Source organism: Bacteroides sp. 41_26 (assembly GCF_949740115.1).
In the GTDB taxonomy this organism is placed as follows: domain Bacteria; phylum Bacteroidota; class Bacteroidia; order Bacteroidales; family Bacteroidaceae; genus Bacteroides; species Bacteroides nordii.
The window spans coordinates 16198-38401 of sequence record NZ_CATJGZ010000052.1; the positions used below are offsets into that span (position 1 = coordinate 16198).

Below are 22204 nucleotides of genomic sequence, written 5' to 3' on the forward strand. Positions count from 1 at the left end.
GGTTTACCACAGAGGATACAGAGGGTACAGTTTTTTAGTGAGTAGTGATAAGTGATTAGTGATTAACTGACTGCACTATCATGCTGCATGATACTAAATTACTTATCGCTATTCACTGCTCACTAAAAATTTTGTATCCTCTGTGGTAAACCGGTCTATAAGTTTAGTAATCAGTAATTAGTATAAGATATGTTCGATAATTTAAGCGAGAGACTAGAGAGGTCGTTTAAGATTTTGAAAGGTGAGGGTCAAATCACCGAGATCAATGTAGCAGAAACACTGAAAGATGTGCGTAAAGCCCTGTTGGATGCCGATGTTAACTACAAGGTAGCAAAAACTTTTACCGATGCAGTAAAAGAGAAAGCACTGGGACAAAACGTACTTACTGCCGTGAAACCAAGCCAGTTGATGGTGAAAATCGTTCACGACGAACTTACTCAGTTAATGGGTGGAGAAACTGTTGAAATTAACACAGATGGTCATCCGGCTGTTATCCTGATGTCTGGTCTGCAAGGTTCAGGTAAGACTACCTTTTCCGGAAAGCTGGCCCGGATGCTCAAAACTAAAAAGAATCGCAAACCGTTGCTCGTAGCCTGTGACGTGTATCGTCCTGCTGCTATCGAACAGCTCCGTGTACTGGCTGAACAGATTGAAGTACCGATGTACTCTGAACCGGATAGTAAGAATCCGGTAGAAATTGCACAAAATGCAATTAAAGAAGCTAAAGCCAAAGGATACGATCTTGTAATCGTCGATACAGCCGGTCGTCTGGCTGTAGACGAAGAGATGATGAACGAAATTGCTGCTATTAAAAAAGCCATCAACCCGAATGAAATCCTTTTCGTGGTAGACTCCATGACCGGACAAGATGCTGTTAATACTGCAAAAGAATTTAATGATCGCCTCGACTTCAATGGTGTAGTATTGACAAAGCTTGACGGTGACACCCGTGGTGGTGCAGCACTCTCCATCCGTTCGGTTGTCAACAAGCCCATCAAGTTTGTAGGTACAGGCGAAAAGCTGGATGCTATTGATCAGTTCCACCCTGCACGTATGGCAGACCGTATCCTAGGTATGGGTGACATCGTTTCACTGGTAGAACGTGCACAAGAACAGTACGACGAAGAAGAAGCAAAACGTCTGCAAAAGAAAATTGCCAAGAATCAGTTCGACTTCAATGATTTCCTTAGCCAAATAGCTCAGATCAAGAAGATGGGTAACCTCAAAGAGCTTGCATCTATGATCCCTGGTGTAGGAAAGGCCATCAAAGATATTGATATTGACGATAACGCTTTCAAGAGCATTGAAGCCATCATTTATTCTATGACTCCTGCAGAACGTTCCAATCCGGAAATACTGAATGGTTCGCGCCGTACCCGTATCGCTAAAGGTAGTGGTACAACTATTCAGGAAGTAAACCGCCTGCTGAAACAATTTGATCAGACTCGTAAAATGATGAAGATGGTAACTGGCAGCAAGATGGGTAAAATGATGCCAAAAATGAAACGCTAATCTTTTAAGGAGTAAACGTTTGACTTTGGTCTTTTTATTTTGTGCCCTTGGCATCGTTAATCATAAAGTAGATTGAAACAAAACCAGTATATAAGGAGAGAGCTATGGCTTTCTCCTTTTTTCGTACCATTAATTCACAAAAGAGTTCCAATCAAGCCGATTTCAAATAAAAAGTGAGTGAGTTTCACATATAACCGTTATTTTGATGAAATACCGACTCCTCTTCTCCAAGCTTTTCGCTCCATTAATAATCTATAAATCGGCTATTGACAAAAAATGAATTCCTTTTGGCTGATTCAGTTATTTATTTTACTTTTGTCCTTCACCAAAATACTATTGAACATGACCCTTATAGATGGAAAAGCCATTTCCGAGCAAGTAAAGCAAGAGATTGCAGCTGAAGTGGCAGAAATTGTAGCCCACGGTGGCAAACGTCCTCATCTGGCTGCTATCCTTGTTGGCCACGATGGAGGTAGCGAAACGTATGTAGCTGCCAAAGTAAAAGCCTGTGAAGTTTGCGGCTTCAAATCTTCCCTCATCCGCTACGAAAGTGATGTGACAGAGGAGGAGCTGTTGGCCAAAGTACGCGAACTCAATGAAGATGCGGACGTAGACGGCTTTATCGTACAATTACCCCTACCCAAACACATCTCCGAACAAAAAGTAATCGAAACCATCGATTATCGGAAGGATGTAGATGGCTTTCATCCCATCAACGTGGGACGTATGTCCATCGGATTGCCTTGCTACGTGTCTGCCACCCCGAACGGTATTCTTGAACTGCTGAAACGCTATAAGATAGAAACCTCAGGGAAGAAGTGCGTAGTGCTGGGACGCAGTAACATTGTCGGTAAGCCCATGGCTGCCCTCATGATGCAAAAAGCCTATCCGGGCGATGCTACAGTGACTGTCTGCCACAGTCGATCCCGCGATCTGGTAAAAGAATGCCAGGAAGCTGATATCATCATTGCCGCTTTAGGACAACCGAACTTCGTAAAAGAAAATATGGTAAAAGAAGGTGCAGTAATCATCGACGTAGGTACCACACGTGTACCCGACGCTACCAAAAAATCCGGTTTTAAGCTGACAGGTGACGTTAAATTTGACGAAGTAGCACCCAAATGCTCATACATCACTCCTGTGCCGGGAGGTGTAGGCCCGATGACTATTGTTTCTTTAATGAAGAATACATTGTTGGCGGGTAAAAAAGCCATCTATAAATGAGAAATATCTCTTTGGTAATCCTCTTCTTTCTCTCCTACTCCTGCACATCCATGTCGCAGGAAAGGAGAGATTCTGTTATTAATACTTCGGATTCTATTTCCTGCCCAAAAGATAGTATTACCACCTCACGGATCACCCTCCTCTTTGCCGGAGACCTTATGCAACACCAGGCGCAGATTAATGCCGCCCGTACCTCTACAGGATACGATTACTCAGATTGTTTTAAATTCGTTAAGGAAGAAATAGACCGGGCAGACATTGCAATTGCAAACCTTGAAGTAACATTGGGGGGGAAACCCTATCGTGGCTACCCTGCCTTTAGTGCACCGGATGAATATCTTTTCGCCATTCGCGATGCAGGTTTCGATGTTTTGATAACAGCTAATAACCATTGTCTTGATAAAGGTAGAAAAGGATTAGAGAGGACCTTGCTAATGCTCGATTCATTACAAATTCCACATGCAGGAACTTATGTCAATACTGAATCACGTGACCAACAATACCCTTTATTACTGGAAAAGAATGGCTTTCGCATTGCCCTTTTAAATTATACTTATGGTACAAACGGTATCAAAGTAACCTCTCCCAATGTGGTAAACTATATCGATAAAGCAGTAATGGCACAAGATATTGAAGCTGCCAGGGCACAACATCCCGATGCCCTCATTGCCTGTATGCATTGGGGTGATGAATATCAGTCACTTCCCAATAAAGAACAAAAGAATCTCACAGACTGGTTATTACAGCAGGGAGTTACCCACATTATCGGTTCGCACCCACACGTAGTGCAACCCATGGAGCTCCTTACGGACAGCATAACCGGAAATCAGCATGTGATAGTCTATTCTCTCGGAAATTTCATCTCTAATATGTCTGCCCGGCGTACTGATGGTGGTTTACTATTTAAGTTAGAACTCGAAAAAGACAGTGTCACTCGTGTAGCCAATTGTGGTTATAGCTTAGTGTGGACATCACGTCCCGTTCTCTCCCGAAAAAAAAATCATATATTATATCCCATTAATTATCCTGCAGACTCACTTTCTGTTACAGAGCGTAACCACCTGAAAATCTTCATAAATGATGCTCAATCACTATTTAGGAAGCATAACAAAGGAATAAAAGAGTACACTTTTTATTAAAAAAATCTCATGGAATATTTGCAGATTAAAAGTTTATATCTATCTTTGCACCGCGTTAGAGAAACGCAAACATGGTGGATGTAGTTCAGTTGGTTAGAGCGTCAGATTGTGGTTCTGAATGTCGCCGGTTCGAGTCCGGTCTTCCACCCCCCAAAGAAAGAGGAATTTCAGTAATGAGATTCCTCTTTCTTTTTGTTTATAAGACATTTGCGGATGTATTTCTACTTTTTCATACTTTCGTAGATTAGATTCAACAACAATTATTAGATATGATAAAGACCAAACTACTATTGAAGCTTCTATGTTGCCTTCTTTTCCTATCAATTCAGGCACAAAACACAAAAAGAACTCTTCTCCCGGCTCAATATACCTCCATAAAAACGGGTGATACTTTGACATTACGTCAGATGTTGAATGAGGGAGTCCCGATGGATGCTGCAGAGGAAGACGGAAAAACACTGTTGATGAAAGCTGCCGCCAAAGGCGATTTAGTACAAATAAAATTCTTACTCGAAGCCGGTGCCGATGTGGAGCAAAAAAGCAATAAGGGGTATACTCCATTATATTATGCAGCCAGTGAAAACCAGAAAGAAGCCATTGATATGCTACTGAAGGCTGGTGCCGACCTGAACAAAAAAGGACCATTAGGATTATCCATCACTGCAGAAATCAGTTTTTTCCACAACCTTACTATGACGCGTTATCTGTTGGAAAAAGGAGCCAAAGTGGATGAAAAGGAGATAAAAGAGTTATTGTGTTACCTGACCTACCAGCATAATGAAAAAAAACACATGAGAGCAGATGTTTACACGCCGGCATTAAAACTCTGGTTGCAACAGGGTGAAAAAATAACAGTCAGCCCACAGGACATTAAAAACAGTAAACTTCTGAGCATGTATGCTATTTCTTCCGAACAAGCTACGAAACTTAGCCTTAAGTTCAGATTGTTTCGACTGCAATTCATAGAAGAGGCCAAACAAGAACAACAAAAAGAGCAACAAAGAAAAGAACGAAAACTGGCAGAATTGCGCGAACAGGATAGCTTGCGCAATCTGATGGAAACCGGAAACTATGATCATAAAAAGTGGGAACTAAATACATCTATCCGCATTATCATAGAAGAAGACGGGACGAGCAGGACGGGAAGCTGGATCCATGCTTCTCCCCGGGTAGATTACCTGCACAATCATATTGGAGAAGGTGCTGCGCCAACGCTCGTGCTACTTTCAATACTCGTTGCAGTCATCTTTGTCTGGGTGATGTCCAAAAAAGTATTCCCTTCTATCCGCAAAGAAGAAGGCATGTTTTTTCTCATGCTATACTTTGTCGTCATACAAAGTATCATACTTTATTTTATGTTTTCTTCCCTATATACTGATTTTGACGAACTAATCGTAAGGAATACAGGAAAGGAATATGCCGCCAAGTATGATTACACTGGTTTCCACTTTATCACAGCAGACAGTATCGCTGTTGTAGTAAAAGGAGTATGCACATTCGATGGCGGAGTAGACTCAGAGACATGCATTCCCATTCGTTACGATGATACAGCAATGAAGCTGGTTGTCGATATGCAGAAATACACGCTTCGAAATTGGAACCAGATACTCCTTACTGGTATTCTCCTGCTGCTGAACTTCCTGTTGTGCTATGGTAAGTTCAACTTCCTATTAAAGAAGGTATTTCGCACCCGGCATTCAAAACATGATACTCCCTATCAAGATTATATCTATTTCCCATGGCACTTCAAAAATAAGAAGTACGAAACATTCGACCAATTCAAGAGTGAACTGGAACATTGCCGTGCAGAATGGGACATGGAGGATTATTCTGATAAAACATATGAGACACCCTGTATTCTAATCCGATACAATAGAATGACTGAAAAGAACTCACCTCACTTTGAAATAGAAATCCTTCCCGATAACGGAAAATACATTTCTATGGACGAATGGATATATAAACTTCAGAATGAACTCGCTCCTTATATGGAAAGCCTGGGAGAACCTGACAGTGCGAATGTATGGATTCTTAAAGGATGGACAGCAAGAAAGGAAATGAAATGCGATTTATCACTCTTCTCGTCTTTGGAAGATAGTGATGTGATATTGGCAGATGTCATCTGGAAGTTTACAGAAACGGAATATACGGATTACCGCACCTTTATAAGAGAAGTAATCGTATTTCAATCGGAACACGGAAACCATTTCTGGAATCCGGATGTTGTCGTGATTAAACAACCATCCTTCACCCTTTGCTATTACAGCCCGCAAACAAGGCACATGGAGGTATATGATATGGAAGCAGATAACGGTGCAACCTTCACAGAAGGAGAAATTCTGTATAAAATACACAACCGGATGAAAGATATACTGCCCGGTCAGGAGTTTTGCTATCTCCAGTATCTTATCTTCAGATCGTTCGAAGCAGATACGCTGGAAGAATTAGAAAAAAAACAAAACGAAAAGGAACTTTATGACCTGTTTACGACAAATGAGATATAAGCATCTGATGAATTGAAAGGGACGTTTCTAAAAGTATGCAACTCTACAAAGCAGCATTAAATGTAATGCCCCGTTACATATATTATTATCCATGATAACATATATTGTAACGGGGCATTACATATATTGGCTTAATCTTTACAACTTACACTAATATAATTCCAACCCGAACTCCTCCTTCAAATGCAACAGCGCTTCGTTTTTCTTTGCCATCATCTGGAACTTCTCCACACGACTAAACGCCCGTACATTTTCTGCCGCCTCACTGACACGGACTGTCATTCTCACTTTCCGGTTCTTTAAACGGCTTCGAAGATAGTTCTGTACATCCGGAATCATAGAAGTGAAATCCTTTGCTACAATCTCATTATCTACCACAACCTCGAAAGTAATAGCATCACTAAGCAATGTCAAACGTATATTCTGCATACGCATAGCAAGTGCTTTATGCTCCACAGGAAGACGACCGGCATACTCCTGCCAGTAATAATTCAAATCCTTTTCATTGAATATATAATCCTCTTCAGGTTGAACCTGTGCGTGAGCAGGTGTCTGGACAGCTGTTGTACTCTGCGCAGCAGCTTCCTTTTGAGGATGCCTGATAGACACTCCAAGACTGGACTTACTCATTACAGGAATTTTCTTCTCTTCCTGCACAGCGGCTTTCACCACAGCATCAGGTACACCCGCAGGAGACGAAGTAGAAGATCCGACAGCAGAAACAGGTTGAACCGGAGCAGCCTGAGCCGGTTGAGCAGTTGTAGTTTGTTGCTGAGTTTGAGGTGCAACAGGAGCAGTCTGTGGTTGCTGAGCAGCTACAGATTGCGTAAATATGGGTTTTATAGCTTGTTTAGGGCCACGCCCACCACCCACATCATCCCCCTCGATGGTAAGCTGGGCAACCTGTATCAAGGTCAGTTCTACCAGCAAACGCTTATTTTTGCTGGCCCGGTAATTCAGATCACAATCATTACAGAGCTTCATAGCCCGATACAAAAAAGGTAACGGACACTTCTGTGCCTGCTCCTGATAACGCTGACGAATACTTGCTCCCACTTCAAGCAATGCCAAAGTAGCGGGATCTTTACTCACAAGCAAATCACGAAAATGTGACGAAAGCCCTGTTATGAAGTGACTGCCATCAAAGCCTTTATTCAATACATCGTTGAACAACAGCAATGCATCACTTACTTTATTTTCGAGAAAACAATCGGTCAGCCTGAAATAATATTCATAATCCAGCACATTGAGATTCTCAATAACACTTTTATAGGTAATATGCCCACCGGTGAAACTAACTACCTGATCAAAGATAGAAAGAGCATCACGCATACCACCATCTGCTTTCAGTGCTATTACATTCAGCGCTTCGGGTTCGGCTGTTATATTCTCTTTGGAAGCAACATAAGTTAAGTGTTGTACCGTATCGTCCACACTGATACGATTGAAATCATAAATCTGGCAACGCGACAAGATAGTAGGAAGTATTTTATGCTTCTCCGTTGTAGCCAAAATAAAAATAGCATGACGGGGAGGCTCTTCCAGCGTTTTCAAGAACGCATTAAAAGCAGAAGCAGACAACATATGCACCTCATCAATGATATACACTTTATACTTACCTATCTGAGGCGGGATACGCACCTGCTCTACCAACTGACGGATATCATCCACCGAGTTATTGGAAGCTGCATCAAGTTCATGAATATTATACGAACGTTGCTCATTGAAAGCCACACAAGATTCACAAGCATTACACGCTTCTCCATCCGCAGTAAGCGACATACAGTTGATAGTCTTGGCAAAAATACGGGCGCAAGTTGTTTTTCCTACTCCACGGGGACCACAAAACAGATAGGCATGAGCCAGTTTCTGTGTGGCGATGGCATTTTTCAGTGTAGTAGTCAATGCCCGCTGACCTACCACCGACTCAAAGGTGGACGGACGATACTTACGGGCAGATACAATATAGTTTTCCATACGTCAGAATCTCTCTGTTTTTTTTGAGTTTATACAAAAATAGCGCAATGAGAACAGAGGCAAGCCTGCCTGAGCTATGTCAAGTGAACCTATTTTTGCTTTCACTGCAAATGTACGCAAAAAAAGTAAGAAGTAATAAGTGACGAGTGAGAAGTTTTAGGCAAGAAGTGGCAACTTTTAAGTTATAAGTTTTATCTTTGCATTCAGAATTAAAGGAGAAATCATGGGCAATTTACTAACAATCTGGGAGTTCATCGGTAAGCATAAATACCTTATCACTATTCTGATTTTTGCAGCCATCATTGGTTTTCTGGATGAGAACAGTGCCATTCGCCGTATTGGATACACGCGTGAAATCAGCCGCTTGCAGAGTGAAATTGATAAATACCGTGCCGATTACGAAGAGAATACAAAGAAGCTCAACGAACTAAGCAGTAATCCGGATGCCATTGAGCAGATAGCGCGTGAAAAGTATCTGATGAAGAAACCGAACGAAGACATTTACGTATTTGAAGATAAATAATGAAGCAACTCATACCCGCACTTTTCGCCGTAGGCGCTCTCATGGCTCTTGTTGGAGCAGCAGTATTCATCACCGGATGGGTTTATGCACCTTATATATATACCATTGGTGCAGGCTTTGTAGCACTGGCACAAATCAATACCCCCGTTCGCGGTAAAAGTAAAACACTGAAGCGCCTCCGTATTCAACAAATATTCGGAGCAATTGCACTTGTACTAACCGGAGCTTTCATGTTTTTCACGCGTGGTAATGACTGGATCGCATGTCTCACTATCGCCGCTATTCTCGAACTCTACACAGCTTTCCGTATTCCACAGGAAGAAGCCAAACTACAACAATAATATTTCCGGCATCGGAAGGTACATCAGTAATGGTCATTATTGACGCAGATTAGTGCGATTTTGATCAATATTTCACCACAGAGAACGCAGAGAACACGGAGTTTTAAATCTTTATTAAAACGCAGATGAACGCAAATTCTCGCAAAGGGAAATAACGATAAAATAAAGAACTACAGTTTTTTAATCTGTGTTCATCCACGATCATCCGCGTTTCATCAGAGAAAATAATATCTCTGTGCCCTCCGTGTCCTCTGTGGTAAACTGATTCATTTCCGGTCAGCTTTGAACTCATTACTAATAAAGAAAAAAGGCAACCCCGTTTATCACGAAACTGCCTTTAGCTCTAAGTTTTTTATCTATTACTTCTTAGCAGCAGAAGTATATCTTGCATTCAAACCGTCGATAATCTCTTGTGTGATATTAAACGAACTATCGGCATAAAGCAGATTATCAAAACCTGTATTACTTAAAATCAGATTATAACCTTTAGTCTTGTTATACTCTTTCAAGAAAACGTTGATAGAGTCACGCAACTGCAAACTATTCTTCTGATTCTCTGTAGCCAGCTGATTGGACAGGTTATTTTGTAATACCTGCAAATCCTGTTGCATCTTCATCAAACGGTTATACTCCTGTTGAGCTCTTTCCGGAGAGATGAATGCATTGTTTTCATATTTCTTTTGGAATTCTTTCTGTTCCTTATCAAGAGCAGCAGCCTTCTGATTCAACGTCATACGGATGTTCTCTTCCTTTTTCATCATGGCCTCATTCAGGTCAATGCAAAAATTATATTTGGAAAGCAATGTATCTACTTCAACGTAAGCGATTTTTAAATCACCGGATACAGTAGCAGTTGCTGCTTCTCCGCCAGTTGTCGTAGTTTGTGTGTCAGCTTTACCTGCGCATTGTGAAAATAAAACGATGATCGCAAGAGCAGCAAAACCGTTAATGAGGCAATTTATTCTCTTCATAACTTGTAAAATATAGTTTTTAATTAATTAGTTCATACTATCATTTAAGGCTTTTTCAAGATCAGCAATAGAACGACGCTTTTGTTGCGCTTCACGGTCCTGAGACTGAGCACAGCCAATTCCCTTTTCTCTCAGTGATTTATTACCACTCACATGTCCATTAGGGAATTTTCCACCCTTTACAAAAAAGACTTTGAGACCTAATAATACGAGACAAATAGCAACTATTAACAGAGTAAACAGTATTGTATTAAGCATTTCTATTAATTTTGTGGGTGCAAATATAGACTTTTGTATGGACTCAACCGCCTTTTTTATTATAAAAAAAGAGAAACGTGCTCATAAACCTCAAGAGTTTTAACCATATTTAGCAGAATGACGTTAAATTTTAATCATTCACTTAAATAAAAAGAAAAAGAATGGAAAAACAAGAACTAAAGCCGGCAGGCGTATTCAAGTATTTCGCAGAAATATGCCAAGTGCCACGTCCTTCAAAGAAGGAAGAAAAAATTATTGCATATTTAAAAGAATTCGGAGAAAAACATAATCTGGAAACAAAAGTAGACGAAGCCGGAAACGTATTAATCAAGAAGCCTGCTACTCCAGGCAAAGAAAACCTGCAAACCGTAGTATTACAATCGCATGTAGACATGGTATGCGAAAAGAATAATAATGTGGAGCATGACTTCCTCACGGACCCTATTGAAACAGAAATAGACGGTGAATGGTTGAAAGCAAAAGGTACAACACTGGGAGCAGACAACGGCATCGGTGTAGCCACCGAACTTGCTATCCTTGCCGACGATACTATTGAGCACGGACCATTGGAGTGCTTGTTCACTGTAGACGAAGAAACCGGACTCACCGGAGCATTTGCCCTGAAAGAAGGATTTATGAACGGAGATATCCTGTTGAACCTCGATTCAGAAGACGAAGGAGAACTGTTTATCGGGTGCGCAGGAGGAATTGATTCTGTTGCCGAATTCACATATAAAGAGGTAGAAGTTCCAGCCGGATATTTCTTCTTTAAAGTAGAAGTGAAAGGCCTGAAAGGTGGACACTCCGGTGGTGATATCCACTTGGGACGTGGCAATGCCAATAAAATACTAAATCGCTTCCTTAGTCAGATGAGTACGAAGTACGACTTATATCTGTGCGAAATCAATGGAGGAAACCTACGCAATGCCATCCCTCGCGAAGCATATGCCATCTGTGCTGTTCCTGAAGATGCCAAACACGACGTACGGGCAGATCTCAACGTATTCACAGCTGAAGTAGAGAACGAACTTGCCGTAACAGAACCTGATTTAAAACTTGTATTAGAATCAGAAGCTCCCCGTGCTAAAGCAATTGATCAGGATACTACCGCCCGTTTACTCAAAGCACTCTATGCAGTACCTCACGGAGTATATGCCATGAGTCAGGATATTCCGGGATTGGTAGAAACATCTACTAATCTGGCATCTGTCAAGATGAAACCGGATAACGTCATCCGCATTGAAACCAGCCAACGCAGTTCTATCCTTTCTGCCCGCAACGACATGGCAAATACAGTTCGTGCAGCTTTCCAACTGGCAGGTGCAAAGGTCAGTTTCGGAGAAGGCTACCCAGGCTGGAAACCCAACCCACACTCAGCCATCCTTGAAGTGGCAGCCGCCTCTTACAAACGTTTGTTTGGTGTAGACGCTAAAGTTAAAGCTATCCATGCCGGTCTGGAATGCGGACTCTTTCTCGACAAATATCCCTCATTAGACATGATTTCCTTTGGTCCTACATTGACCGGAGTTCACTCACCGGATGAGCGTATGCACATTCCTTCGGTAGATAAATTCTGGCGTCATCTGCTGGACGTACTGGCAAATATCCCGGAAAAGAAATAATAAACCAACGCATTTGCCGTTAATATTAGGCACGGATTCCTCTATCCGTGCCTGATTTTTATATATAAGATTAAGGTATGAAAAGAAATCTGGTACATATTCTCCTCTTTCTGTTTACAGGTCTGGCATTGTTTTCGGCTTGTGACGATGAGAACTTTTCTACCGATTCTTCTCTCAAACTGGCTTTCTCTTATGACACCCTGCGTATGGATACTGTACTTGCAGGTATCGGTACCTCCACTTATCAGCTAAAAGTGTACAATCGCAATAAGGAGTCGCTGGTCATTTCATCCATCACCTTAGCAGATGCAGCCAACTCCGGTTTCCGTATCAATGTAGACGGAGCTAAAGGCAGCCACTTTTCAGACGTTGAATTACGGGGCAAAGATAGCTTGCTTATTTTTGTAGAAGCTACGTTAGCTCCCGGAGACCGTGATGTTCCTTTTTTCAAAAAAGACTCCATCGTGTTTATCACGAATGGTAACTGGCAGGATGTTAAATTACAAGCATACGGACAAGACTTTCTTTCTTTACGTAAAAAAGAAATCACCCAGGACACACTAATCAGCTCGTCCCGCCCTATCGTTATTTATGATAGTTTAAGCATAAAAGAAGGTGCACGGCTTACTCTTGCCGCCGGAACACGCCTTTATTTCCATGGTAAATCAAGTATACAGGTACATGGACAACTTGTGGCAGAAGGCACACTGAATGCTCCTGTTGTATTCCGGGGCGACCGTACTGATAAAATGTTCTCTAACCTCCCCTACGACCGTTTGCCGGGTCAATGGGATGGTATTCGCTTCCACACCTCCAGCTATGAGAATTCACTGAACTTTGTCGATATTCACGGAGGAATATATGGTATCCGCTGCGATTCGGCTGCTGTAGACCGAAAGAAACTCACACTTACTAATTCTGTTATCCGCCAGGTATCGGGCAACGGATTGGAAATGACTTCCTGCCAGGCAACCATAGGAAACAGTGAGATTAGTAATGCCGGCAACCACTGTGTCAGCCTGCTTGGAGGTGATTATGAATTCGTACACTGCACACTGGCCAATTATTACAGTTGGGATATCAAGCAAGGGGTCGCCCTTGCCCTCAGCAACGAGAAGAAAGAAATTGCTTACCCACTGACATTAGCTGCGTTCCGTAATTGTATCATAGCCGGTTCGTCCAGTGATGAGATTAGTGGCGGACGTTCCAAAGACTCTTCTATACCTTTCAATTATTATTTCTCCTATTGCCTTATAAACTCAATAGAGGAGAAAAATGATAAGATAGTGAATGTTATATGGAAAAAAGATGATAACTTCCAATTGATAGACAAACGCGGAGAACAATTGTACGATTTCCAATTAACTCCAAAATCAGCAGCCATCAATATAGGATTGGCTGAAGATGCCCGTAACTATCCGCAGGACTTAAAAGGAATGCCCCGTCTTGAAGATGAAGCACCGGATGCCGGATGTTACGAATGGAAAGAAAAAACAGAAGAAAATGAATAAAGGGATAATTATCTTATTATTCCTTTTCTTATCCCCCTCCTTACTCACAGCGCAAAAAGAAAAGAATTTCCGTGTGATGTGCTGGAATGTGGAAAACCTGTTCGATACCCGTCATGACTCTCTAAAGAATGATTATGAATTTCTCCCCAATGCGCTTCGTCACTGGAATTACAGCCGTTACAAAAAGAAACTGGTAAGTATAGCACGTGTTATTACAGCGGTTGGAGAATGGACTCCTCCTGCATTAGTAGGACTTTGCGAAGTAGAGAATGACAGTGTCATGCGGGATCTTGTACATTACTCCCCTTTAAAAGAACATGGATATCGTTATGTTATGACTCACTCTCCCGACGAACGGGGTATCAATGTGGCCTTGCTTTATCAGCGTGACCGTTTTAAATTATTATTCCATCGATCTGTTCCAATAGACAACGTCCATTTACACAAGCGCCCTACAAGAGATATTCTCCACGTATGCGGACTTTTATCCACCGGAGACAGCCTGGATGTATTGGTAGTTCATCTTCCTTCCCGTTCAGGAGGAGCCAAAGAATCGGAACCTTATCACCTGTCTGTTGCAAAGAAAATCCGATTGGAAGCAGACAGTATACTAACCTCCCGCCATCATCCACAACTGATCATCATGGGAGACTTCAATGACTATCCGGAAAATAAATCCATTGCGGAAGTCCTTGCAGCCATTGCACCTCCTCCCTATCCCCAGGCATTAAAACTCTATCATTTATTAGCCGGAAAAGCCAAAGCCGGAAAACATACATTCGGCTCTTATAAATATCAGGGAGAATGGGGGCTATTGGATCACATGATTGTTTCCGGCACTCTTCTGAATGTTTCTGCACCTTTCTTTACCAATGAAGAAAGGGCAAACGTAAGCCGCCTGCCCTTTCTGTTATCCGATGATGATAAATATGGTGGAAAACAACCTTTCCGCACTTATTATGGTATGAAATATTTAGGTGGATACAGTGACCATCTACCTATATATACTGATTTTGAACTGAAAGAGATACATTAAGAAACTGTTTTGATTTTATTTTAGCTTTCTTCTGAGAGTTATTTTTGAGGATTTCATCTGTTTTAATGAGGAGCATAGCGGGCTATGTGACAAATGAAAACAGGTAAAAAGACCGAAAATAAACTCAGAAGGTGCTAATAAAAACTTTTAAAAAGAAAATCAAAACAGTTTCTAATATTCCATTATTCCACTCCTGCCCCATCCGGGTATTTCACAAAATCTCCGGTAGCTTTTACTACAGGCATAGTAGCATTTGTCTTCTTTAAATGGCGGGTCAAATCCTTTGCCAGTTTCAAAGCTATCTTCTGATATGCTTTTTCGCCGATAAGATTATGTTGTTCCGAGATATCTTCTTTCAGATTGAACAGAGCCGATGTCTGCGATTCATAGTAGTAAATCAACTTCCAGTCTCCTTCAATAACAGCACTTTGCGGAGCACCGGTCGTTTCGTGCCGTTCTCCCCAGTTATTAGGATAATGAAAATACAAAGGTCTCTTTTGATCTCCCTGTTTCCCTTTTAACTGTGCAACAAAACTTCTACCATCAATAGTCTGTGGAGTATGTATTTTCCCTTTCATACCGGCTAACTCCAGTATACTGGGAAAGAAATCTTCTATAATCACAGGGGTTGTATTCACAGTAGCAGGTTGTGTGACTCCCGGCCAATAAACAATCATTGGCTCACGAATCCCACCTTCTTTTAATGAACCCTTCCCTCACTCAACGGGTAATTTTTATTTGTACGTCCAATGGTATATCCCCCGTTATCGGACATAAAGATAATAACTGTGTTTTGAGTAATACCTTTTATTTCCAGATAATCCATAAGGTCTCCCAAACTCTTATCCATGCCTTCCACCAATCCGGCATACTGCGCTTCCTTATGCGATAACCCTTTGGTTACGTATCTATCATAAAACCTTTTGTCAGTAGCAAAAGGAGCATGAACAGCATAATGGCTCATGTACAAAAAGAATGGTTTTTCTTTGGCAAGTGCTTTGTCCATAAGCCCTTTGGCTTCCAAAGTCAAAGCCTCAGTCAAGAAAGTATCCGTACCGTGATATTTCTCCAGATCCGGTACTGCCCATATCTTTGCCCATTCCGGATTTCCGCTTGCACCATACCCTTCTTCTCCCAGATAGCTTCCCATAGCCCCGGCAGCATGTCCGGCGATGTTATAATCGAAACCAATAGTCAACGGATCAGCAGCCGGAGTATCCAAGGAGCCAAAATGCGCCTTACCTACCATCATGGTCGTATATCCGTTTTCACGAAGCAATTCCGGCAGACATTTAGCATAAAAAGTGTAAGGTATACCTTCCTGCGGGCACAAGCCATTATAATTCCAATCACCAAATGTCAACAAATCATCATTACGATCTGTTGAAACATCTTTTTTCAAGGTCCAGTTAGTCACCCGGTGCCTTGCTGCATTAGCTCCGGTGAAAAGGCTCACCCGTGATGGTGAACTGATAGAGTTGGCATAAGCATGAGTAAACTTAACCCCCATTTGTGCCAGTCGCTCCATATTGGGCGTATGATAAATCTGGTTTAGTTCCGTTGTCTCTGTCCAGAAAGGAACCGAAGTATCCTGCCACCCCATATCATCCACCAAAAAGAGAATGATATTAGGCTGTTGCTGGGCTGTTAGCGGTCCGGATAAAATCAAGACAGAAGCAGCAGTCCATAATTTACGCTTATCTACATTCATGGTATTTTCTTGTTTAATAGATTTTTTCTGTTACAACTTAGAAACTGCTTTAATTTACTTTTCAGCAGTTACACCAATCTCATTTATTTCCACCTTTGCAGGAGTGTCGGTCGGCGTAGTAGCTTCCAACCTGATAAAACGTGCTTTCACTTTTTCCTTAAATGGTACTGTTTGCGGAAGAGGATTGTGCATAATATTACTAAATTCACCATTTACAGGTACTTCCTGCCAATTATTTCCGTCTGTACTTACAAAGAATTTATACCTGAATGCCATAGTCGGTTTTGCCTCTGCCTTAGCAGGAGCATATGTAAAAGCACTTAATATTACCGATTTACCTAAATCAATGGTAAGTGGAGAATCAGACACCTGTTTCCAGGTAGTACGCGGCAAATTATTCCAATCCACCTCTTCACTTTCTTCTTGCAAAGGAGCCACATAGAAAGCTGCTACCCGGCTGATATTAGCAGTCAGACGACAATTTTTAATTTTAATTCTTAACTGATTGGCCTTTACATCAGGAAAGCGCAACAAACGTTTATAACCAACCGTAGTCCCTTGAGCTATCTCTTTCCAACCATCAGCAGTCTGTGCCTCCACAGAAAAAGCTTCCACACGCTGTCCTCTTGCGATATCTTCCTGCAACATCACTACATTTATTTCCGAACCGGATTTCAGTTTATAGGTACGCTCTCCATTCGGAGTAGCCTCCCATAACTTCTGCCCCTCTTTCACCCTGTCATCTGCAAAAGCCTGTTTACGATACTCGGCAAACTCTTTCAAACGAGTCACATCCGCCTCATTAATCAATCCGAGACGATCCGGCGGAATATTCAATAACAAGACAGAATTGTAACCAACGGATTGGAAATAAATATCCGCCAGATGCTTCAGACTTTTCACCTTGCTATCCTCTTCTTTATGATAGAACCATCCCGGACGAATAGAAACATCCACCTCAGACGGGTACCAGAAGAGTTCGGTTGCATTCTTCAGTATATCACGACTCCCTAAATCTTCTGCCTTACTGAACACTCCCAACCGTTTATTATTTTCCTCCGAACGGGTATAGATTCCCGGAGTAAGTACCGTAGCATTCCATTCCGTTTCACGGCCAATTCCTTTTTCATTGCCAACCCAACGTACATCATCTCCCATTATAGCCATCACAGCCTTGGGCTGCAACTTCTGAATCGTTTTATAAAATGCATCCCAGTCATAGACCTGTTTTTTCCCGTTAGGACCTTCACCATTTGCACCGTCAAACCACACTTCGTGTACTTCTCCGTAGTTAGTAAGCAACTCCGTCAATTGTTGAATAAAAAACTGATTATATTTCGGAGAATCACCATAACATGAAGCGTTTCTGTCCCATGGAGAGAGATAAACACCGAACTTCATTCCATATTTATCACAAGCGTCACGAAGTTCTTTCACAACATCCCCTTTACCATTCTTCCAAGGAGAAGAGGCTACGGAATGGGTTGTAGTTTTGGTAGGCCACAAACAGAAACCATCATGATGTTTAGCCGTTAAAAGGACCATTTTAAAACCGGCATCTTTCAGTGTACGTACCCACTGCTCTGCATCCAACTGTGAAGGATTAAACAAAGCCGGATCTTCCGTCCCGTCTCCCCATTCACGCCCGGTAAAAGTATTAATACCGAAATGCAGGAATGCTGTCAGCTCCATCTGTTGCCAGGCCAATTGCTGTGGAGTCGGCACTAACCTCGCCGCCATATCTACTTTCTCCTGAAGCGTGGCATTCTGTGGAAACTCCAGATGCTTCACATAATACCCTTTCTCATTTTGTGCCTGTCCACTACAAATCGAAGCGAACAGAATGACTGATAATAAAAGCTTTTTCATTGGTTGAATATTTACGTTTACTTCACTATATTTACCACAGCGTCTCACAGAGTACCACAGAGTGTTATTGTTGAAACTAAATTAAATAAAACTCTGTGTGACTCTGTGAAACTCTGTGGTGAATATTATCTTTTTTCTCCGAAATCAGTTTGTTGCTGTTCCACTTCTTTTAATTTATATTGATTCAGCTCCATCTGCAACTTCTTAACTTCACGGGCGCAATCTTCATCTCCCACTTTATCTGCACTTTTCTCCCGAACCATTTTAACGGCTGCGTTTTCTTCCGCTACATCAAAAATTAAAGGATAAGTGACCGGATGTGTTTCTATCTCAATCGTTTCACTGGCAGGCATCTGCTTACCTTCTATCAATACAGAAGCACGAATTTTAATTTTTCCCGGAGTGGTCGTGGACTTCACAAGCACAGGTGCCGTACCCCACTGTACAGGACGCGGATTGGCCATCACATCCTCTCCACCCAAAATTACACCTTCACCCTCTATTTCAAAACGAATAAAATAATTATTCAAACGCTTAATATTTCCATTATCATCGGCAACAGCAGCAATCACCGTCACAATGTCCGAACCGTTAGCCTCCATATTCATACCTTCATTATCAACCCATAACAAAAGCCTGGAAGGACGACGCGACGGCGACACCTTATGAGTAGCCACTACTTTTCCATCCACAAGTCCTTCTGCAAGCATATATACATCTGCTTGTTTTCTCTGACGGGACAAAGCCTTATCCTGCATAAAATCATATACATCTTTAAATGTTATCACAGGCGAAGGCATCCCTTTCTCTCTTTTTTCTTTTTTATAATTATACTGTTTACCATCCTTAAATACCGTCAGGCGAACTTCTTCACAATTGGAGTAAACCGTCACATCCTTTGGTGAGAAAGGAGTCATAGCATGCGCAATAAATACCATTGGCCCGGTTTCGGCAATCAAATCTGTCTTTTTCGGACTACGCTGTGACTTAAACATATAATATGAATATTTGGGCTGGCGGAAAGCATCCATAATCCCTCCATAAAACGGATCGGGATGATATCCCCGCTGATGATCGAATGAATGCCACAAACAGCCTCCGATATGTTGACGGGTTGTTTGGAACAACGTTTCATAGCAAGTATACGGATAAGAAGGATTAGCATATCCCTGTGCCTGGATCAACATAGGTGTTTCTCCCCAGGCACGGCTGGCGCGACTGGGAGAATTATGCGAACTCCAATCATCTACATTATCGCCCCATTCACGAGTGAAATACGTTATTTCCGGATGTTCTGCTTCCTCTTTATCTACTCCTCCCAAATAAGGATGTTTGAAAAGCACAGGGAAGTATTCATGCCCTTTAGCCTCAGAATCACAACCTGTATAGCAATAAGGGTATGGATATTCTTCCATCACAATATCTCTCACTTTCTGTGCAAAGTCGGCTGGATACCAGGTCTCATTCAGAATAGGTTCCCACATCCATACAGAAGGATGGTTACGATCTCGCCGCACCATGTTCCGGATATCCGAATATACCCGCTGAGCAAACTCGGGAGCCTCATTCCAGAACTGCCATCCCGGAGTATTGACTATCACGAAAAGTCCAAGTTCATCACAAGCATCCATAAAAGCCGGATCTTGTGGATAATGGGCGTTCCTGATCACTTTCAGTCCTGCATCTCTCAACTTCTTCGCATCCCGCCAGTGCATACTGTTAGAAAGTGCATTGCCTACAACAGCAAAATCCTGATGGCGATTGGCTCCAATCAATGGAGCATCATAAGGTTTTCCATTCAGCCAGAAACCGTCTTTTCCTTTAAATTCGATACTGCGTACACCAATACGGCGCTTATATCCATCAATCGTATTTCCGTAGTTATCCTGTACATATACATGCAGTTGATACAAATAAGGAGAATCCGGCGACCAAAGGTGAGGGTCAGAAATTCTGATCTTATTGGCAACAACCGCAGCCTTTTGTTTTCCAACAGAAAGTTTGTGAGTAGCTTCACCTACCTTTTCAGCATCTGCATCCAACAGTTCATAAACGACTCTCCCGTTAAAAGACTGTTTACGGTCATTTCTAACTTGTATACTCAGTAAAATATCTGCTGTCTGCTCTGACACTTTATCAAAAGCCACAAACAAACCACCCCCTGCTATCTGATTCTCATAATTCGGATCAGTTATATAAACATCATTGTGAGCTATCAACCAACAATCCCGGTAAATACCCCCGCAATAGGTAAAGTCCAATACATCCTGTGCCTTACCGGGAGGATAAGAAGGATCATCGCTATTATCGGCCCATACCGCTATTACATTCTCTTTTTCAAAAGTCACATAAGGAGTTATATCGGCAATTACGGGCAGAAACCCTCCGAAATGTTCATTAATCAACTGACCATTTATCCATACCTTTGACTTCCCCATAATAGCTTCGAAATGGAGAAACAGCTTTTTACTTTTAAGACTATTGTCAGGAGTGAAATGCTTACGATACCATACTTCCCCCTGATAATTTATACATCCACTTGCTTCAGTCGGTAAATATTCTATTCCGTCCGGCAATGAAACAACCGCCCAGTTATCATCATCAAAATCTACCCGATAAGCCTCCGGAACACTTCCTTTATAAAAACGCCAGACCGGATTCATCGAATATACTTCACGCCCTGTGTGCTCCAGCGGATAAAAACCTGCCACAGAATATTGAGGCTGATAAGCTGATCTCACCGGAACTGTCCATAGTAGAAACAGAAATAATAAATAAAAAACTTTTTTCATATTATTCTTGGAATTAGTTATGCTATCTATACAATCAAACCTTCAAAAATAACCTACATTTATACATTGCCCTCAGAAGTACAAAGAGAATAAAATAATTGGCAAAAGTCAACCACACTGGATAATAATTTCCAAAATATTGCTCCAAACCATAACTAACCGAAGCTGCAATACAACGGAAATTCACTACCTCACCGAGCACGTAGGCAGTAATAGAATTCATGCCATACACTTTCAACCAATTCAATCCCCGTGTATGCCCTTTATAATCAATCCAGTAATAAAACAATGCCATGAGCAAAAAGCAATATCCACCGGACAGTAACGTCATACTGGCTGTCCATAAACGCTTAATGACAGGCATTTGCAAACTCCACAATTCTGCCAGACCGATCAATAACAGACCGGTAAGCAGTAATATTTGTACCACCTTTTTCCGGTTCGTCTTGCCCTCTTTCATTATCTTTCCGGCAAAAGCTCCAAGCATCACAGTAACCCCAAATGTCAGGCTACTCCATATCCATGTATAATTGTATTGGGATGAAAAGCTCCAGGTTCCGTCTTCATTCCAAAAAACTCCATCCCGGAAACGTCCCAGAACCCATCGATCTACCTGCTCTGCAAAATTTCCTGCTGGGGTAAAATCACCCAAAAATGTCATAGGAATCCAGTAGACAAGAAGCAATAACAGCGTTATTATTATCTGCCATCTGAATGAAAAATGTAATTGGATAACTGCTGCAATAAAATAACCAACAGCAATCGATTGTAATGTATTAGAATAGAAATAAATGTGCTTGCCATCAAATCCAAGCAAATTTCCCTGGACAATCATTCCGAAGATAAAAAGTAAAATAACCCGTTTAAGAATCCGTCGGTAAACAGGCCAATAATCTACAGAAGCAGTTTTGTATTTAGATAAGGAAAAAGGCATTGAAGCCCCTGTCATAAAGAGAAAAAGCGGCATTACAAGATCCCAGAAACGAAACCCTTCCCAGACTTCATGGTCGAACTGATATAGAACCTCATCGAGAAATGGCAGATTCAACTGTCGTGCCAGTGCAACGAACACCGGCTGAAAAAAGACAAGAAGAAATAAGTCAAAACCTCTAAGTATATCCAATGAGGCTAATCGGATAAAATCATTTTCCGGTATTTTGTTCATGGTATTTTATAGATTTAACCCCGGAAGAAAAACAGAAAAACCAATGAGG

15 protein-coding genes, 1 tRNA gene and 1 pseudogene are annotated in these 22204 nt (G+C 41.7%); 10 read left to right on the plus strand and 7 right to left on the minus strand.

Annotated elements, in window-relative coordinates; all coding sequences use genetic code 11:
• Nucleotides 1-189: 189 nt before the first annotated feature.
• The 5 genes from ffh (at nucleotide 190) to QX565_RS03555 (ending at nucleotide 6379) form a co-directional block, all read left to right on the plus strand.
• Nucleotides 190-1512 carry a signal recognition particle protein gene (ffh, locus tag QX565_RS03535; RefSeq protein ID WP_221650446.1) on the plus strand — a complete coding sequence of 441 codons (1323 nt, stop codon included), beginning with the start codon at nucleotides 190-192 and terminating at the stop codon, nucleotides 1510-1512.
• Nucleotides 1513-1854: 342 nt separating this feature from the next.
• Entirely contained in the window at nucleotides 1855-2736 is an 882-nt protein-coding gene (folD, locus tag QX565_RS03540) for a bifunctional methylenetetrahydrofolate dehydrogenase/methenyltetrahydrofolate cyclohydrolase FolD (RefSeq protein ID WP_221650447.1), read from the plus strand.
• A complete protein-coding gene (locus tag QX565_RS03545; protein WP_221650448.1) occupies nucleotides 2733-3875 on the plus strand; it encodes a CapA family protein in 1143 nt (380 codons plus the stop codon). Before folD ends, QX565_RS03545 begins: the two co-directional genes overlap by 4 nt.
• Before the next feature lie 73 nt (nucleotides 3876-3948).
• Nucleotides 3949-4024 (plus strand) — tRNA-His (locus tag QX565_RS03550).
• Nucleotides 4025-4144: 120 nt separating this feature from the next.
• Entirely contained in the window at nucleotides 4145-6379 is a 2235-nt protein-coding gene (locus QX565_RS03555; RefSeq protein WP_289291294.1) for an ankyrin repeat domain-containing protein, read from the plus strand.
• 150 nt (nucleotides 6380-6529) lie between these two features.
• Here the strand turns inward: QX565_RS03555 and QX565_RS03560 are convergent, their stop codons facing one another.
• Nucleotides 6530-8356, minus strand: coding sequence for a DNA polymerase III subunit gamma/tau (locus QX565_RS03560; protein WP_289291296.1), 1827 nt, complete (start codon nucleotides 8354-8356; stop codon nucleotides 6530-6532).
• Nucleotides 8357-8579: 223 nt separating this feature from the next.
• On the opposite strand from QX565_RS03560, the gene QX565_RS03565 reads away from it, so the two are divergent.
• On the plus strand, nucleotides 8580-8879 hold the full coding sequence (locus QX565_RS03565) for an FtsB family cell division protein (protein WP_002561156.1): 300 nt from the start codon (nucleotides 8580-8582) through the stop codon (nucleotides 8877-8879).
• On the plus strand, nucleotides 8879-9220 hold the full coding sequence (locus QX565_RS03570) for a hypothetical protein (protein ID WP_221650451.1): 342 nt from the start codon (nucleotides 8879-8881) through the stop codon (nucleotides 9218-9220). Before QX565_RS03565 ends, QX565_RS03570 begins: the two co-directional genes overlap by 1 nt.
• A 359-nt stretch (nucleotides 9221-9579) precedes the next feature.
• Here QX565_RS03570 and QX565_RS03575 read toward each other — a convergent pair whose 3' ends face one another.
• Both QX565_RS03575 and QX565_RS03580 read right to left on the minus strand, forming a co-directional pair.
• On the minus strand, nucleotides 9580-10191 hold the full coding sequence (locus QX565_RS03575) for an OmpH/Skp family outer membrane protein (protein WP_221650452.1): 612 nt from the start codon (nucleotides 10189-10191) through the stop codon (nucleotides 9580-9582).
• A 27-nt stretch (nucleotides 10192-10218) separates the two neighbouring features.
• Nucleotides 10219-10449: a hypothetical protein gene (locus tag QX565_RS03580; RefSeq protein WP_221650453.1), complete on the minus strand. Its 231-nt coding sequence runs from the start codon at nucleotides 10447-10449 to the stop codon at nucleotides 10219-10221.
• Nucleotides 10450-10610: 161 nt separating this feature from the next.
• Here QX565_RS03580 and QX565_RS03585 point away from each other — a divergent pair, with 161 nt between their 5' ends.
• From QX565_RS03585 to QX565_RS03595, 3 genes are all read left to right on the plus strand, one after another.
• Nucleotides 10611-12071 carry an aminoacyl-histidine dipeptidase gene (locus QX565_RS03585; protein WP_289291302.1) on the plus strand — a complete coding sequence of 487 codons (1461 nt, stop codon included), beginning with the start codon at nucleotides 10611-10613 and terminating at the stop codon, nucleotides 12069-12071.
• Nucleotides 12072-12148: 77 nt separating this feature from the next.
• A complete protein-coding gene (locus QX565_RS03590; RefSeq protein WP_221650455.1) occupies nucleotides 12149-13582 on the plus strand; it encodes a hypothetical protein in 1434 nt (477 codons plus the stop codon).
• Entirely contained in the window at nucleotides 13575-14618 is a 1044-nt protein-coding gene (locus tag QX565_RS03595) for an endonuclease/exonuclease/phosphatase family protein (RefSeq protein WP_289291304.1), read from the plus strand. Before QX565_RS03590 ends, QX565_RS03595 begins: the two co-directional genes overlap by 8 nt.
• A 182-nt stretch (nucleotides 14619-14800) precedes the next feature.
• On the opposite strand, the pseudogene QX565_RS03605 reads toward QX565_RS03595, so the two are convergent.
• From QX565_RS03605 to QX565_RS03620, 4 genes and pseudogenes are all read right to left on the minus strand, one after another.
• Nucleotides 14801-16329 (minus strand): annotated as a pseudogene (locus tag QX565_RS03605) (sulfatase).
• A 54-nt stretch (nucleotides 16330-16383) separates the two neighbouring features.
• Nucleotides 16384-18198: an alpha-L-fucosidase gene (locus QX565_RS03610; protein ID WP_289291308.1), complete on the minus strand. Its 1815-nt coding sequence runs from the start codon at nucleotides 18196-18198 to the stop codon at nucleotides 16384-16386.
• Nucleotides 18199-18323: 125 nt separating this feature from the next.
• Nucleotides 18324-20990, minus strand: coding sequence for a glycoside hydrolase family 2 TIM barrel-domain containing protein (locus QX565_RS03615; protein ID WP_289291311.1), 2667 nt, complete (start codon nucleotides 20988-20990; stop codon nucleotides 18324-18326).
• A gap of 34 nt (nucleotides 20991-21024) precedes the next feature.
• Entirely contained in the window at nucleotides 21025-22155 is a 1131-nt protein-coding gene (locus tag QX565_RS03620; RefSeq protein ID WP_221650460.1) for an acyltransferase family protein, read from the minus strand.
• Nucleotides 22156-22204: the final 49 nt, after the last annotated feature.